This is a genomic window from Rhizobium sp. BK602 (assembly GCF_014195095.1).
In the GTDB taxonomy this organism is placed as follows: domain Bacteria; phylum Pseudomonadota; class Alphaproteobacteria; order Rhizobiales; family Rhizobiaceae; genus Rhizobium.
The window spans coordinates 360,630-376,209 of sequence record NZ_JACIBC010000005.1 but is presented as its reverse complement, the minus strand read 5'-3'; the positions used below and the strand labels follow the sequence as shown (position 1 = coordinate 376,209).

At 62.1% G+C, this 15,580-nt stretch carries 7 protein-coding genes; 5 read left to right on the top strand and 2 right to left on the bottom strand.

Annotated elements, in window-relative coordinates; translation table 11 throughout:
• Positions 1 to 216 precede the first annotated feature (216 nt).
• Together FHX11_RS18345 and FHX11_RS18340 are read right to left on the bottom strand one after the other, a co-directional pair.
• Positions 217 to 432 (bottom strand): DUF2945 domain-containing protein, encoded by a 216-nt coding sequence (locus FHX11_RS18345; RefSeq protein ID WP_184359115.1) that lies wholly within the window; start codon positions 430 to 432, stop codon positions 217 to 219.
• 148 nt (positions 433 to 580) lie between these two features.
• On the bottom strand, positions 581 to 895 hold the full coding sequence (locus FHX11_RS18340) for a hypothetical protein (RefSeq protein WP_184359113.1): 315 nt from the start codon (positions 893 to 895) through the stop codon (positions 581 to 583).
• A gap of 41 nt (positions 896 to 936) precedes the next feature.
• On the opposite strand from FHX11_RS18340, the gene FHX11_RS18335 reads away from it, so the two are divergent.
• The 5 genes from FHX11_RS18335 (at position 937) to FHX11_RS18315 (ending at position 15,413) form a co-directional block, all read left to right on the top strand.
• The gene (locus FHX11_RS18335; RefSeq protein ID WP_184359111.1) at positions 937 to 1,161 is read left to right on the top strand and encodes a hypothetical protein; all 225 of its coding nucleotides are present in this window, start codon (positions 937 to 939) and stop codon (positions 1,159 to 1,161) included.
• Between the two features lie 56 nt (positions 1,162 to 1,217).
• The gene (locus FHX11_RS18330; protein ID WP_184359109.1) at positions 1,218 to 2,117 is read left to right on the top strand and encodes a LysR family transcriptional regulator; all 900 of its coding nucleotides are present in this window, start codon (positions 1,218 to 1,220) and stop codon (positions 2,115 to 2,117) included.
• A gap of 51 nt (positions 2,118 to 2,168) precedes the next feature.
• Positions 2,169 to 3,290: an HPP family protein gene (locus FHX11_RS18325; protein ID WP_184359107.1), complete on the top strand. Its 1,122-nt coding sequence runs from the start codon at positions 2,169 to 2,171 to the stop codon at positions 3,288 to 3,290.
• A gap of 532 nt (positions 3,291 to 3,822) precedes the next feature.
• On the top strand, positions 3,823 to 10,089 hold the full coding sequence (locus tag FHX11_RS18320) for an FG-GAP-like repeat-containing protein (protein WP_246781067.1): 6,267 nt from the start codon (positions 3,823 to 3,825) through the stop codon (positions 10,087 to 10,089).
• Positions 10,090 to 10,100: 11 nt separating this feature from the next.
• Complete coding sequence (locus FHX11_RS18315; RefSeq protein WP_184359103.1) at positions 10,101 to 15,413, top strand: type I polyketide synthase; 5,313 nt, start codon at positions 10,101 to 10,103, stop codon at positions 15,411 to 15,413.
• Positions 15,414 to 15,580: the final 167 nt, after the last annotated feature.

Below are 15,580 nucleotides of genomic sequence, written 5' to 3'. Positions count from 1 at the left end.
TTTCACATGCATATTGTTTCCAGAATATGTGCAATTCGGAAAATGCCCCGACGTTTGAGAGGGGCGATCGGCGATCTCGCCACCGGTCGATTGCCGGGCATTTGAAGGCGCTGATGCTGGTAGTCTCAGATCGGCGAATGGTTCGCGCCTTGTGTCGGAGCGTTGGCCTGTGCCAGAAGCAAACGGTGCGCAGCTCGCCCTGAAATATCCGCGACTTCAATTCGGCAGCCTGTGAAGCGCATGCCCCTTGTGGGCGGCGATGTGTTCCGTCTTGTCGCTCTTGATTTCATATTGCGGATCGTCGGCGCTGGCGCGATGCGTATGGCCTTTATAATCGAAATCATGGGTGTGGATTTTGATGATCGTTCCGCTGACCCGGCCTGCTTCGGAGTTCCAGCTGACATGATCGCCAATCTTGAATGTGCTTCCCATCGTGCTGCCCTTCCTTGCCATCGCTGTTAACGCAGACCGGGGTTCTTTTGTTCAGCGAATGGGAAAGCCGCGCTGAAAAGTGACGGATGCGCGGATCGTGATCGGGGCAGTTGGACTGCGTCTTCAGGCGTAGCGGCTGGAAGGGCCACTAGGACAGATGCATGCTGACATGCACATAGGCGGCGAGGCTGAGGGCCGATAGTCCGACGATGACAGCGGGACGGGAGAGGCCCTTGCTGATGACGGCGAGCGCCAGGCCGAGCAAGACGATCGCCCCTCCCAGCAATGGTCCTTTGTCGGCGACCGACAGCGCAAGAGCGGACAGGCTGACGGCAGCAGCGACCATCGTCACCGGCATCTGGTTTTGCAGACTGTCGCCTTTACTCGAAAATGTGAGCAGGAACCTGTTCCAGCTCAGTCCGAGGGCAATGCTCAGGAGCAAGGAGGGCAGAACTTGCAGCATGGATATCCATCTCTTCTAGCGTCGGCTTGGAGAAGCAATCCATGTGCCAATGGCAAAGCGACGATCCGCGTGACGAAATCGAGGTGCCGCTATCCATCATTGCCGGTTTGAAGGGCGATTTGCCCTTCTGTTCGGCACTCAGACCAGCCGACGCGTGCATGAAGCGCGCAGGCAAGGCGGATATTCTTGTGAAGATATCAGCAGCTGACCGGATGTTCCCCCCAATGATGGATTCGATGAGGCAAAACCCGCTTGAGCAGCGGTGATGATTTTTATATAGAGAACGAAATGTCCATTTTATTCCAAAATTGAGATCTTTTCCTTGGACCTTTCATCGATCGAGATATTTCTTGCCGTCGCCGCCGACCGCAGCGTGACCAAGGCGGCGAAAGCCGTCGGGCGCGTGCCGTCGAACGTGACGACACGCATCCAGCAGCTTGAGGATTATCTTGGTGTCCTGCTCTTCAGCCGCGACGGCAAGAAGATGACGTTGACGCGGGAAGGCGAGACGTTTCTCACCTATGCCGATCGCCTTGCCGCGCTGGCGCTCGAAGCGCGGCAAGCGGTCAGGCCTATGCGCCCATCGGGCACATTGCGCGTCGGAACGATGGAAAGCACCGCGGCGAGCCGGCTGCCGGCCGCGCTCAGCCGGTTCAATCAAATGTGGCCGGACGTGTCTCTTCAGTTGAGCTTGGGTGCTTCCCGTGACCTTGCCCGGGATGTCCTGCGCGAGGCGCTGGACTGCGCGCTGATCGCCCGCCCTCCCGGGACCATGCTGGACGAGGATGCCGGTTTCGAGGCTGAACTCATGGAGTTGGAGGCCGAGCCCGTCTTCGTCGAGGATCTGGTGCTCGTCCTGCCGCCCGGCCATCCATCGATCCGCTCCGCCGCAGACTTGCGGGTCGGGTCGCTCGCCGCCCTGGAGCCGGGATGCACCTATCGACGGATCGCCGAAAGCTGGGCACGCAAGTCGAGCGCCCTGCACACGACCGAGCTTGGCTCCTACCATGCGATCCTGGCAAGCGTGGCGACAGGGAATGCAGCAGGTGTCATGCCGAAATCGGTTCTCGATCTCATGCATTGGCCGGTGGCTTCGCCTACCCATCCGCTGGCAAAGGTCGAGACGATCCTCATCTACCGAAAAAGCGACCGCTCGGGCGCCTTCGATGTGTTCCATGAGGTTCTCGAGGCCAGCAAGGGCTCACGGCTGATGGCGAGCTAGCTGGCCGCCCTCCGATCACTCCCGAAACATTCGTCTCAAACTGGTTTCATCATGCAGCATCCAGACTTCCAGAAGGCAGGCTCGAACCGCTTCCGCTTGTTTTCCCCGATTCTTGCCGGAGCAACCCTGCGCGAGCGATTGATTGCCTGCCTCGGCGCCTTGATCGGCATCGTGCTGACCGGCGTCATCAGCGGCTATCTTTTCGGGCAGGGGCCTCATCTTCCGCTGATCGTCGCGCCGATGGGGGCATCGGCGGTGCTTCTTTTCGCGGTTCCGGCAAGCCCGCTCGCGCAGCCCTGGTCCATTGTCGGCGGCAATACGATTTCCGCGATGATGGGCATCATCGCAGCCTATTTCATTCACGATCCGATCATCGCGATCGGGGTCGGCGTTTCGCTGGCGATCGGCGCGATGTCCTTCACGCGGTGCCTTCATCCGCCCGGCGGCGCGGCGGCCCTGACGGCCGTGCTTGGCGGCCCGGCCGTTGCAAGCTGGGGCTTCTTCTTTCCCTTCGTGCCCGTGGCCCTGAACTCCTGCATCCTTGTCGGCCTCGGCCTGCTGTTTCACAGGCTTTCCAAGCGCAACTATCCGCATGTCGCGGCAAAGCCCGTGGAGAATACGCATCAGACACGCGACCTGCCGCCGCCCTTGCGACTGGGCTTCCGGGAGGAAGACGTCGATGCGGCTCTCGAGGCGCTCGATGAGACCTTCGATATCGACCGGGCGGACCTCAGCCGCCTGTTGCGGCAGGTCGAGTTGCAGGCGGCCGTGCGGTCGCATGGAGACATAAGCTGCGCCGACATCATGTCGCGCGACGTCATCGCCATCGACGAGGACGCCGCGCCGGATCATGCGCGGCATCTTCTGTTGAAGCACAATATTCGCACCTTGCCGGTAAAGGATCGGGAAGGCCGCCTGATCGGCACGGTCGGTTTACGCGAATTGTCGCAAGACACCGACACGATCGCACGGTCGATATCGAAACCGGCCCTGGCCGTTGCCGCCGATCCGGCCCTGTCGCTGCTGCCGGTCCTGACCGATGGGCGCACCCATGCGGTCATCGTCGTGGATGCCGACCATCGCATCCTCGGCCTGATATCGCAGACGGATCTTTTGAGCGCGATGGCGCGCCTCCTGCCAGGCCAAGGTGTCACGGCGTTGGTGAAGGCTTGAAGCGGAGAGCGTGAGCCTCGTTGCGCGCGGGGAAAGGCCGCTCGCGATCACTATCGACCGTCTTTCACAATCTTGCCGTGGGGGCATCCGGAACGTAGGCCGTTGTGATTTCGCACGGCTGACCTTCTGGCGCATTCGTACATTTCAAAACATAAGATGTTGCTAATTTAACTGGCGCCGTATACACTCCGCAATTGTATCGGCATATTCACTCTCTTTTGCCACGGAGCTGTTTTATTGCGGCCCGCGCCTCGTAAAAGCGTGTCTTGACGCGTGCACAGAATGCCGCCCAGACAGACGAATTGGCAGCTTGTCGTTCGATTTTTCACGCCTTTGCTCATTCAATTTCTGTTCCACATGCCAAATTGTCGAATAGCGGCGCGGCCTTAGCGTCTCACTACGGAAACGCGCCTGTAAAGGTCAATAATTTTGCACCTCAAAATAGCATTTTTTCGTTGACACTGAGTTGTTATTAAAATATTAGTACTACTTAATATTGAGGAGTAAGGCAGCACTCTCAGGGGAGGGCGGGATGTTCAGGTCCGCAATCAATGATGATTTGCCTTTTGATTTCGTGCTCTTTCAATTCAAGCTCCAGAAAAGATATTTCAGTCATAAATGGCTGAATATATTGAATTTTCTGTTGACTCTCTCGCTGTTCTCCGTTTTCGGATTCGACCTGCCGGCAGCCGCGCAGTCGTCAGTTCCCGGGACGTTGAAGGAGAGGGCAGGCGTCGATCAGAATGGCGCCTTCAATTTTGTCGTGCCGATCGATCTGCCGCCAGGGATTAACGGATCACAACCAAGGATTACTATTTCTTACAATAGCCAGCAGTTGAGCGGAATCCTGGGTGTTGGATGGACGCTGACCGGATTGCCGACCATCGAACGCACCAAGCGAATTGAAGTGATCGACGGGGTAAACGGCACGATTGCCTATGACAGCAACGATCGTTTTGCCCTCCAGGGCCAACGGCTTATCGTGACGGGTGGGGATTATGGCGCCGATCTGAGCATCTATCGGACCGAGGTGGAGAGCTGGCAGGTTACGACGGCGAGTGGGACGGCGGGAAGCGGACCGGAATCCTTTTCCGTGCAGGCGTCCGACGGCAGCGTGATGCAGTTCGGTGCCACCAGCGACAGCCGTATTCTTGCCCAGGGTCGGGACGACGTGCGCTCCTGGGCCATCAACCGCAAGACCGATCCGAATGGCAATATCGTCGATTTCACCTACACGACCGATCCGCTGAACAGCGGCAACTCCGACTACAGGGCCTATCCGCTGCAGATCGCCTACACGTCGAACGGCTCCCATCAGGCGGACCGCTTCGTTCGGTTCCTCTATGAGGCAAATCCGGAGGCGCAGCGTATCTATATCGGCGGCTCGGTGGTGTTGATGAACGCCCGCGTCAGCCACATACAGACCTTCGTGGGGGAAAGTCTCGTCAGCGACTATCGGCTGACCTACGATACCAGCGCCGCGACCAATCGCTCCCGGCTGACGTCGGTTACCCGCTACTCGTCGACGTCAACGAATGCCGTGCCGCTGTCTCCGGCGACATTTACCTACAGCAATGGGGCTCTCGCCTATACCGGCAAGCAAAACTGGCTCAGCAACGCCTTCAGCAAGTCGCAGGGCTGGAACGGCACATCGGTGCCGTTCACCGTCGCCGACGTCAACGGCGACGGTTTCCTCGATATCGTCGGCTTCAGTTTTTCCAGCGGTGTGCAGGTGTCGCTTGGCAGCGCATCCTCCTTCGGCGCACCGACGCAGTGGATCGATAATTTTTCGGCCAGTCAGGGCTGGTCGAGCAACCAGCGGATGGTCGCCGACATCAATGGCGACGGCCTCGCCGATATCGTCGCGATCTCGAGCAAGGGCGTGGTGACAGCTCTATCCGATGGCACGAAATTTACAGAGACAGGCTCGACCCTACCGTATTTCAGCTCGTCCCAGGGCTGGAGTTCAAGCGATCCGGTGATGCTGGCCGACGTCAACGGCGACCACATCATGGATATCGTCGGCATCAAGAACGAAACGGCATGGGTGGCCCTCGGGGTCGGCGATGGGACATTTGCCGCGCAGCAGAGCTGGATCACCGGTTTCGGGGTGTCCGGCGGCAATTACAAGCTGACGGATATGAACGGGGACGGCAGCGCCGATCTGCTCGTCGTCGGCAACGACCAGGCCATCCAGGTCGCGCTGTCCACGGGCAGCAGCTTCGATATCAACAGCTGGGGAAGCCAGAGCTACAAGGCATTATGCGGTCAGCAGCCTGTTACGTCGACCACACCGCTGATGATCTCCGATGCCAATGGCGACGGCCTCTCCGACGTCATCGCCTTTTGCGACAAGGTCTATGTGACATTGTCCACCGGCGCGGCCTTCGACAGCACGGAACCCTGGAACACCACCTTTGCCGGCGGGACCTGGAGCGCCTCCAATCAGCGCATGCTCGCTGACGTCAACGGCGACGGACTGGCCGATCTCGTCGGCGTCACCGCAAACGGCGTCATCGCCGCTCTGTCGAACGGTCATGGCTTCATCGACAATCTCTGGAACGATACGTCGTTGCCCTGGCCGAACACCGGCGGCGGGGCGGCAGCGACCACCACCCGCCTTCTGGGCGACGCCAATGCCGACGGGCTGAGCGACATGGTCGGCATAGGCGATACGAACGTCTATGTCGGGGTCGCGGGCGGTCCGATGCCGGATATGATGACGGGCGCGGTGCGCTCCGCCGGCGGCAGCTATACGGTCGCCTATGCGCCCCTGTCGGATGCCTCGGTCTATCAGGAAACGCAACCGACCGCGCTCAGCCAGTTCCAGAACTATCCGCCGATCCAGCAGGGCGGCACGGTTCCGACCTTCCGGTCGGCCGCGCAGCTCGGTGGCTTCTATCACGTCGTCAAGACGATGCAGGTAACGGACAATCCGGCCGTGCCGAGCAATCTCGCATTCAGCTACGCGCACCAGTTTTCCTATCGCGACGGGCTTTTCGATACCGGCGGCCGTGGCTGGATGGGCTTTGCCAGCACGGTGGTCGATAGCGGCTCGGGCAATCGGCGCAAGGTGCATTCCTATCTGCAGGCCTTCCCGTTCACGGGCAAGAGCGCGGGCATGACGATCTACGATCATAGCTCCACCACCTGTGGCTCCGATGGGACACCATTCGGCGGCGGCGCAAGCGCCTACCAGCAGGTCCAGACCGCCACCAGCACCTCGCCCCAGGCCACGCCGATCTGGCTGATCAACAAGACCAGCGATCAGAAGATCGCCTATAGTCAATGCGCGGCCGCGAACCGGGTCGGCACGGCCTATACCTATGACGATTACGGCAACGTCACGGTCAAGACCCAGCAAAATCTGGTCGATGCCAACAACAACCCGCTGGATTCCACCAAGGTCGTCTATACGCTCGGCGCCTACATCAACGATACCGACAATTGGCATCTGGGGGTGCTCACCTATCTCAAGGTATCGTCGGCCAACGATCTGACCACGATCAGCGAGTTCAATGGCAATACCGACTTCTCCCTGTCCAGCAGAACATATGATGCGAACTACAATCTCCTGTCCTTGGGGAAGTGGGACAATCAGAACAACGTCTTTCTCACCAACAGCTATACGTATGACGGGTTCGGTAACCAGCTGACGGCGACGACGCCGGCCGGTGCAGTGACCACGACGACCTATGATACGACCTATCAGACCTATCCGATCACCAAGGCGACGACGACAAGCACCACCGGCTCCCTGACCTGGCAGTACGGTTACGATCCCCGCTTCGGCAAGGTCTCGGTCAGCACCGATCCCAATAATGTCACCAGGGTGACCTGCCTCGACGACTTCGGGCGGCAATCCGCCGAACAGGGACCTTATCCCGACAATCGGACGACCGGCAATTTCGATACTGCGTGCGCCTCGTCCCTGGTGGTCGGTCAGGCGCCTTCGAACAACCTCTTGACATTGCGGTCATATGCCTACGCCTGGTCCGGCGGATTGCCCGCACTGACGGTGAGCCAGCTCAGCGCCTGGCCGGCGGGCAGCGAGCGCAACATGCTTTCCAGCAGCTGGTCCTTCGACGGCTTGGCACGCAAGAGCGTCGGCGTCACGACCAATCCGGGCGAATCCGAGACGATCATCGGCGCCTTGGCCTATTCCGAGGGCAACAAGATCCGCAAGGCCGCGGTTCCCTATTTCGAAGGGGATACGGCCCCGTTCGTCGACAACGAGTATGACGTGCTGGGAAGGCCGTCGAAGACCATCCAGCCCTTCGGCGAGGACGGCAGCGACCAGGTGGTGACGACCAAGAACTATACCGCCACGGCCACCGGCTCTCAGGTTGTGACCACCTCGGCTGCCGGAACCTCGGACGCCAATGCCGTAACCGTCGGCTACGGCTACGCCAAGAACAAGCTGCTGCCGATGACGGCGGCGTTCCAGGGGATCACGAGCCAGGCGACGTTCCAGTACAATCTGATAGGCCAGCAGACGGGGATGACATCGCCGCTGACACAGGACGGCACGGCGCTCAGCTATAGCGCCGGCTATGATTCACTGGGTCGCGTGCTCACCCAGACCGATCCGACGCGCGGCACGACGACCAGCTCCTATCTGACATCGGGCTTTCTCGGGGGGCAGACGCAGCCGAGCGGAAGCTTCACCTATTCCTATGACCTGATCGGCCGGCTGCAGACAACCGTCGATTCCGACGGGCAGCAGCGATCCTATACCTATGACGATTCCGCGGTTGCCTTCGGCCAGAATCGCCTCACCAGCGCCCTGCTGCAAAACGATCAGAAGGTGACCGAAAGCCAATATGATTATGCCTACACAGCCTATGGAAAGCGGGCCGCGACCAAGTTGCAGGTGGCGGGCGTCTCCAGCAGCTACGAGACGGATCAGGTCTATGATCCGATCGGGCGGCTCACTCAGATCACCAATCCGGACAGCAGCGTGGTGAACCGCAGTTTCTCGGGACTGCGATTGTCAGGCGTCGGTCTCGTGGATGGGGCGGGAGCGACCTTCTCCGATTACACGGCTTCCGGAGGGGTGGGCACGGCGACCTATGGCAATGGCGTGACGACCAGTTACACCCGCAACATCGACAATTCCCTCCGTTCGTTGACCGTCACGGATGCCGATAAGAACGTCTTGCTCGGACGCGGCTTCGAATGGAACAAGCTCGGTCAATTGACGGCGGCCAACGATACGAGTAGCGGCCAGGCGAAGTCCCTGCTTTCCTATCAATATACCGGCCTTCGCCTGACCGGCGTCACCGATGCCGCAAGCAGCAATACGACAAGCTTGTCCTACGACGATGCCGGTAACATGACGGGTTACGAGGGCAATAGCTACAGCTATTCGGGCAGCAAGGCGCTATCGGCGCAAGGTACGAACGGCTTTGCCGCCACCTATGACGATATGGGGAACATGAAGACGCTGACCCCTTCGGGCCAGTCGGCCATGACCATGACATTCGACATGCGCGGGCAGATGACCGGCGCGCTCAAGGACGGAGACCAGACGGGTACCGCCTATAGCTATGATTATGCCGGCCGGCATCTGACGTCGACGCTCTCCGACGGCACGGAGAAAGTCTACGTGTCGCCCTGGTATACGGATGTCATCACGAACGGATCGTCGTCGCCGGTGAGGACGCTGTCGGTCAAGCAAGCCGCTTTTGCACAATGGTCGACCAGCTCGGATCAGGACGGGCAGGTCTATCTGCATACCGACGACCAGCGCAGCACGCTCCTGACGTCGGACGGATCGGGCAAGGCGGTGTCCAGCTTCACCTATTCGCCGCTCGGAGAGGTTACCGCCTCCGGCAGCGCCAACCTGCCGTTCTATCTCTATACCGGCAAGGAGCTGGATTCCTATACCGGCCTTTACTGGATGGGCAGCCGCAGCTTCCATCCGGTTTACGGGCGCTTCAACAGTGCCGACGACAGGCTGGCGGGGTCGCCTTCGCGGCAGGATGCGCTGAACGACAATGCCTATGTGTTGAACAGCCCGGCGAGCTATATCGACCCGAGCGGACATGTCCCGGTCGGCGTGGCCGGCGGGGTGTGCTGGATGCTCTCGGGCGTTGCGGCGACAGCCAGCGTCACCCTTTCGGCGGTTGACAGCAGCTCCGGTGCCAAAACGGCCTCCACCTATCTTGGCATTGCCGCAGGGGGCGCCACCATTGCCTGCGGCGCCATGAATGTCCGTGAAGCCTATCAAAATGCGGCGGCGGCAAATAATAACCCTCCGGCTCCCAACCCCAATAACGGCAATCCTGCAAACCAACCCCCGCCCGGTGACAATAACCCCAATCCGGGAGCTGATCAGAACCCCGAACCCGGTCCGCAGCCCAACGGCGATCAGAACCCTGATCCCGCGCCGCAGCCCAACGAGGATCAGGGCGCGCCGAACCTCGACGCCAACGCCAATCCTAATCCCGCTGCCGACCTCAATCCTAATCCCAATCCCAATCCCAATCCCGATTTGCTCGCGCAGGATATCAACGCCGCGGAGAATCCAGCCGGGAGCTCCGGTTCCAGCAATGTCGCTTCGATCGATACGGTCATGAACCAATCAACCACGACTGAGATTGTCGCGACGGAAAATGGTTTGGTTCCCGCCAGCACGAGCGCATCGACGTCGACTGTCGCGACGACCAGCAGCGTCACCACCGGAGTGGGCGCGGAAAGCACGACGGCCTTGACGACCGAGGTGGCGACCACAACCACCGTTACCGCGGCGGAAGACGAATTATTGCTGCTATTACCACTCGTATTGGTGCCGTAGCGAGGTCAACCATGACAAGGATCGCCATTCTCGCCATGGCTGGACGTTTTCCGGCCGAGGCGCATGATCTCGGGGCGTTCTGGGCCGCGCTGGAACAGGGGCGCGACCTGATCCGGCCCGTTCCGGCGGATCGCTGGCGCGCCGAGCGTTATCAACATGCCGGCGCGGTCCGTGGTTTGACGCATCTGTCCGCCTGGGGCGGGTTTCTGGATGATGTCGACCTCTTCGATCCGGTGGCGTTCGGCATATCACCCCGCGAGGCGCAGACGATGGACCCGGCGCAGCGGCTCCTGCTGGAGGCGGCGCAGCGTTGCTGGGAGGGAGCGGGATTCCGGCCCTCCCGATGGGCGGGGCGTCCTGTCGGCGTTTTCGTCGGTGCTTTCACCCAGGATTATCTTCTGCTGCAGCTCGGCGACCGGGAAAGCAGCGTTGCGACCGCCCATACCGCCACGGGTACGACCCAGACGCTGCTGTCGAACCGGCTGTCCTATTGCTGGCGGCTGACGGGGCCGAGCATGACGGTGGATACCGCCTGCTCGTCGTCGCTGGTTGCCGTTCATCTGGCAATCAACAGCCTGGCGGCCGGCGAGAGCGAGCTGGCCTTTGCCGGCGGGGTGCAGCTGCAGCTTTCACCCTATTACACGGCGTTCGAGAGCCGTGGCGGATTTCTGTCGCCGGATGGCCGCTGCCGTGCCTTCGATCATCGCGCCAACGGCTATGTTCGGTCCGAGGCGGCGGGCCTTATCCTGCTGGCGCCTCTGGAGAGAGCGCTCGCGCAGGGGTGGCCGGTGCTTGCCGTCGTCGAGGCGACAGCGGTCAACCAGAACGGCGGATCGGTCGGCGTCACCTTCCCGAGCACCGAGGCGCAGGCGGCCCTGATCACCACCAGCCTCGATCGATCCGGAGTGTCCCCGGATGCCATCGGCTTTGCCGAGGCTCACGGAACCGGAACCAGGGCGGGGGATCGGGCGGAGCTTCTGGCGCTCGGCAAGACCCTCGGCCAGCCGCGCCGCAATGGACCGCTTCTGGTCGGCTCGGTCAAAACCAATATGGGGCATGCCGAAGCCGCCGCGGGGATTTCCGGCCTGATGAAATCGGTTCTCAGCATGCGCCGCGGCATGGTTCCGCGTCATTTGCATTGGGAATGCAGCCCCGACGATCTAGCCTTGGGCGATCTTGGTCTGCGACTGCCGCTGGAGGCGGCGGCGTGGCCGCAGGGCCAGCCCTATGCGAGCGTCAGCGCCTTCGGCTTCGGCGGCACCAACGCCCATGTCATTCTCGGCCCGGCGCCGGTGCGACATGCTTCCGTATCACATCGGCCGTCCGCTTCGGCGCCTGAGCGAGGCGCGGCATTGCCGCTTGTCGCGCTCCTGTCGGGGCCGACGCAGGAACATCTTCCGTTGCAGGCCGCCGCCTTTGCCGATTTTCTCGAGGCACAGTCCGAAGCCTTCGATGCCGCCGCGGCCTGTTCGGCCATGGCCGTCCAGCGCGATTGGGGCCGTTCCGGTCTTGCCATCGCCGCCGAAACCCCTCTGGAGCTGGGTGCAAAGCTGCGGGACTATTGCCGCCGTCCCCAGGCGAAGGCCTGGATACAGGGCGATCGCGACCTTTCGGCGACGGGCGGAATGGCTTGGGTCTTTTCCGGTATGGGGCCGCAATGGCGCGACATGGGGGCCGCACTTGCGCAGACCTTCCCGGTATTCGCCGAAACCCTCGAAGAATGCGACGACGTTTATCGGCGGATCGGCGGGCGATCGCTTTTCGCCGAGATAGCGGCACTTCCCGAAGATGCGGAAGGGTTGCCGGCGCGTCTCGCCCAGCCGATCAACCTGTTTTTCCAGATCGCGCTGACCCGCCTTCTCATCTCCTTCGGCCTGCGTCCGGACCATGGTGTCTGCGGGCACAGCGTCGGCGAAATCGCGGCCTTTCATGTCGCCGGCGCGATCGATCTGGAGACGGCCGTCACCCTGATCTTTCATCGCGCCCGCCTGCTCGGTCAGCTTTCCGGCCACGGCCGCATGGCGGCAGTCAGCGCCGGGCAGGAGGTGGTCGCCCCGTTCGCTGAGGCGCGCGGCGTGTGTCTTGCCGCGATCAACAGCGCATCGGCTGTCACGGTATCAGGAGGGAGTTCCGAACTTTCCGCCTTGCTGGATGACCTGCAGCAGGCGGGCATCCATACGCGGATACTCGATGTCGATGTACCCTATCACAGCACGCTGACCGCGCCGCTGGAGGCGGAGTTCCGCGCCGCGATTGCGGATCTTCGTTTCAAGCCCGCGCGTCTGCCGCTCTATTCCAGCGTGACGGGAGGTGCGATCGAGGCGGTGGAGACTCTGGAGTTCGGACATTATTGGTGGCGAAATCTTCGCGAGACGGTGGCCTTTCTTCCGGCGTTCCGTCAGCTGGTGGCCGAGGACGTGTCGGCCGTGCTGGAAATCAGCGCGCATCCGGTTCTCGCCGCCTATCTGCAGGAAACATTGGCCGGTTCGAACGTCAGCTTGATCCGCACGCTGCGCCGCAACTATCCCGAAGCTCTGGCTTTCGCCGAATGCCTGGGGCGCGTCCAGGTCAGTGGTGCAGCCCAGCCGGATTGGCCGGCCTTGTTCGGCAGTCCGACCGCGCCGGACGCACTTTCGCCGCCGCTTCCGGGGCTTCAATGGCTGAAGGCGCGCTATTGGAGCGAAAGCAATGACAAACAGCGGCTGCGGCTGGCGGTACCGACCTCCGCCTTTCTCGGTTATGCGCGGCCGGGAAGCGCCGATATCTGGGATGTCGATGACGTCGATCTGACGCGCTTTGCCCTTGCGGATCATGTTGTCCTGGGGCGGCCGCGCATGCCGATGGCGGCATTCGTCGAGATGATGCATGCGGCGTTGCGGCAAGCCATGCCGGAGGGAACGGTTGGCCTGTCGCAGCTGCGCCTGTATCGCGGCGTCATCCTGTCGGAAGAGGCCGATGTCAGGCTGACGACCCGGCTCGACGCGAAGAGGGGCGTGATCGGCATCCAGAACGGCGAGGATGAGCTGATCGCCGAGGCGCATTGCGTCGCGTTGCGGCCTCGTATTGCAGGCAATGGCCAGGGCATGGAGCGGTTCGCCGGCCTTGCGGGGACCGAGAATTGGGCAACGCAGGATGCCGGCGAATATTACCAAACCCTGGCGGCGCTCGGATTTGAATATGGTCCGGCCTTCCGCCGGCTGCGCTGGGTGAAAACCGGACCGGCCGGCGCCATCGGATCGATTGATGGTACTGCGGCCGTCGATTGCTTCATTCCCCCGGCGGTTCTGGATGCCGCCTTCCAGGTCATGCTGGCCCTGGAGCTGGCTCGCGGAAATGCTGAGGGGCAGGAAGGTTATGAGCGTCTTCCCGTCGCGATCGCGGAGGTGACCTTGAACCGGGCGTTGCGCGATACCGATTTTCCGCTCACGGCAGTGGCCAGCCTGCTGCGCCGGGATGAGCGCGAATCCGTCGCCGATCTGGAGCTGCGGGCCGTCGATGGCACGCTTGTCGCCCGGTTTCGCGCCGTCACCATGCAGACCGTTCCGATGCCGTCGGCGCTTCGCGGCGGAAAGAGGCCGGCGGATCTCGCCTTCTGCATCGAATGGAAGCCGGTGGACGAACGCTCGTTCCCGCCGCCAGTCGTCAAACCGAGGCGATGGCTGATCTGGCGGGATCGCCAAGGCGCGGCGGCGGCGTTTGCCGATTATCTGAGGGCAGAGGGAGAGGACGTCTTTCTGGCCGACGCGGCCGCCTCCCGCGCCGATGCCATCAGGCAGCTCGATGCTTCGGATCACGCCAGGACCCTGACGGTGCTGGATTTCCAGGCACTCGACTGGCGCGGGCTCGCGCTGGCCGATGAGCTTCAGGTCTTGACCTCGTTTGGGCAGCATTGTGCCGAACAGGCGGAGATAGCCGCCGCCGATGCCGAATTCTGGCTGATCACACGGGGCGCCTATGATCCGGCCGCTCCGGAGCCCGCCCAGTCCGGCTTGTGGGGACTTGGCCGGACGCTGATCGATGCCGAAGGAAACGGCCGCTGGCGGGGCCTCGTCGATCTCGAGGACGGGGATGCCGCTTCCTGGTCGCAGGCGCTTTTCAACCTCGTGAACACACGGACCGGGCAGACACAGTTCCTGCGGCGGAAGGGGTTCTGGTGGCGACCCGAGTTGGTGCGGGCGCCGGCCACGGAGGGTGGCGGTCCGGTCTGGCTGCGGCCCGATGCGAGCTATCTGGTCACGGGCGCCTTCGGCGCGCTCGGCCGGCTGAGCGCGGAATATCTCATCGACCGCGGCGCCCGCTTCCTGGTGTTGTGCGGACAGACGCCGTTTCCGCCGCGCTCCGGCTGGCGAGAGGAAACCGATCCCGTCTTGCGTGAGCGCATCGACTGGCTGACGGAATGGGAAGCCCGCGGGGTCAGAATAGCGCCGCTGGGCTTTGACCTCGCCGATACCGTCGCGTGCAGGGCCGCCTTGCTCGATGTCTCGCAAGCGGAGTTTCCCGCCGTTCGCGGCGTGGTGCATGCCGCCGCCGCCATCGCCGATCGTCCGCTTCGCGAGATGCGCCGCCGCGATTTCTCCCATGTCTTCGGCGCCAAGGTGCTGGGTCTTTCGAATCTGATCGACGCTCTCGACGCGGTTGAGCCCGCGGGCGCGGCACTCGATCTTTGCCTGGTGCATTCCTCGATTTCCGGACTGTTCCCGGCCTATGGGCAGTCGGCCTATGCGGCTGCGAACTGCTATCTCGACGCGTTTGTCCGACGGCTGGAAATGCGGGGCATTCCGGCTCTCAGCATCGGCTGGGGGCCGTGGTCGGTCGGCATGGCCGCCGACGACCGTCTCGCGCATGTCTTTTCCCTGCAAGGCCTGCTGCCCATCACGCCCGAGGAGGGAAAGCCTCTTTTGGCGGACCTGATCAGCCGTCCGCAAGACATGCTGTATTGCGCTGGCATCGATTGGGCAAAATTCGCACGGAGTCATCGGCGGCATGCCTGGATGTTTCCGACGCTGGCGCCCGACGATCGTACCCTGCAGCCGACGGCGGCTGCGATCTCGATCGATGACCGGGCGGCTCTGAGCCGGGAGGAGCGCTCTCGGCTTGCGTTTCGCGACCTTGCCGATTGCGCGGCGCAGATCCTGGGTCTGCCGGCCACCGCCTTTGCAGAGCAGGACGTGCTGGTGCGCAAGGGTATCGATTCACTCATGGCGGTCGAGTTGCAGCTGCTCCTGCGGGAGCGCTGGGGACGGGAGCTCCCTCTGGCGGAGCTTCTCGGGCGTTCCAGCCTTGGCGAACTTGCCGGCCGGATCGCAGTCGACACCAAGGGATAGTCTCCCGGCGAGACCGGGAGGATGCAGTCGCAAATACCGACGGAAGGGCGCCGCTCCGGTCGGGAGAGCTGGTTTCAGCTATCGAGGCGATCGATCCATATATGAGGAGGCTATCATGTCAGAGAATATGCAGTGCCACATGAATCTCCAGAACAATTCTGGTGGAA

Excerpts from the sequence above, each read along its gene's own strand:
- FHX11_RS18345 (WP_184359115.1), bottom strand. The coding sequence starts at position 432 with ATGGGAAGCACATTCAAGATTGGCGATCATGTCAGCTGGAACTCCGAA.
- FHX11_RS18340 (WP_184359113.1), bottom strand. The coding sequence starts at position 895 with ATGCTGCAAGTTCTGCCCTCCTTGCTCCTGAGCATTGCCCTCGGACTG.
- FHX11_RS18335 (WP_184359111.1), top strand. The coding sequence starts at position 937 with ATGTGCCAATGGCAAAGCGACGATCCGCGTGACGAAATCGAGGTGCCG.
- FHX11_RS18325 (WP_184359107.1), top strand. The coding sequence starts at position 2,169 with ATGCAGCATCCAGACTTCCAGAAGGCAGGCTCGAACCGCTTCCGCTTG.
- FHX11_RS18320 (WP_246781067.1), top strand. The coding sequence starts at position 3,823 with ATGTTCAGGTCCGCAATCAATGATGATTTGCCTTTTGATTTCGTGCTC.
- FHX11_RS18315 (WP_184359103.1), top strand. The coding sequence starts at position 10,101 with ATGACAAGGATCGCCATTCTCGCCATGGCTGGACGTTTTCCGGCCGAG.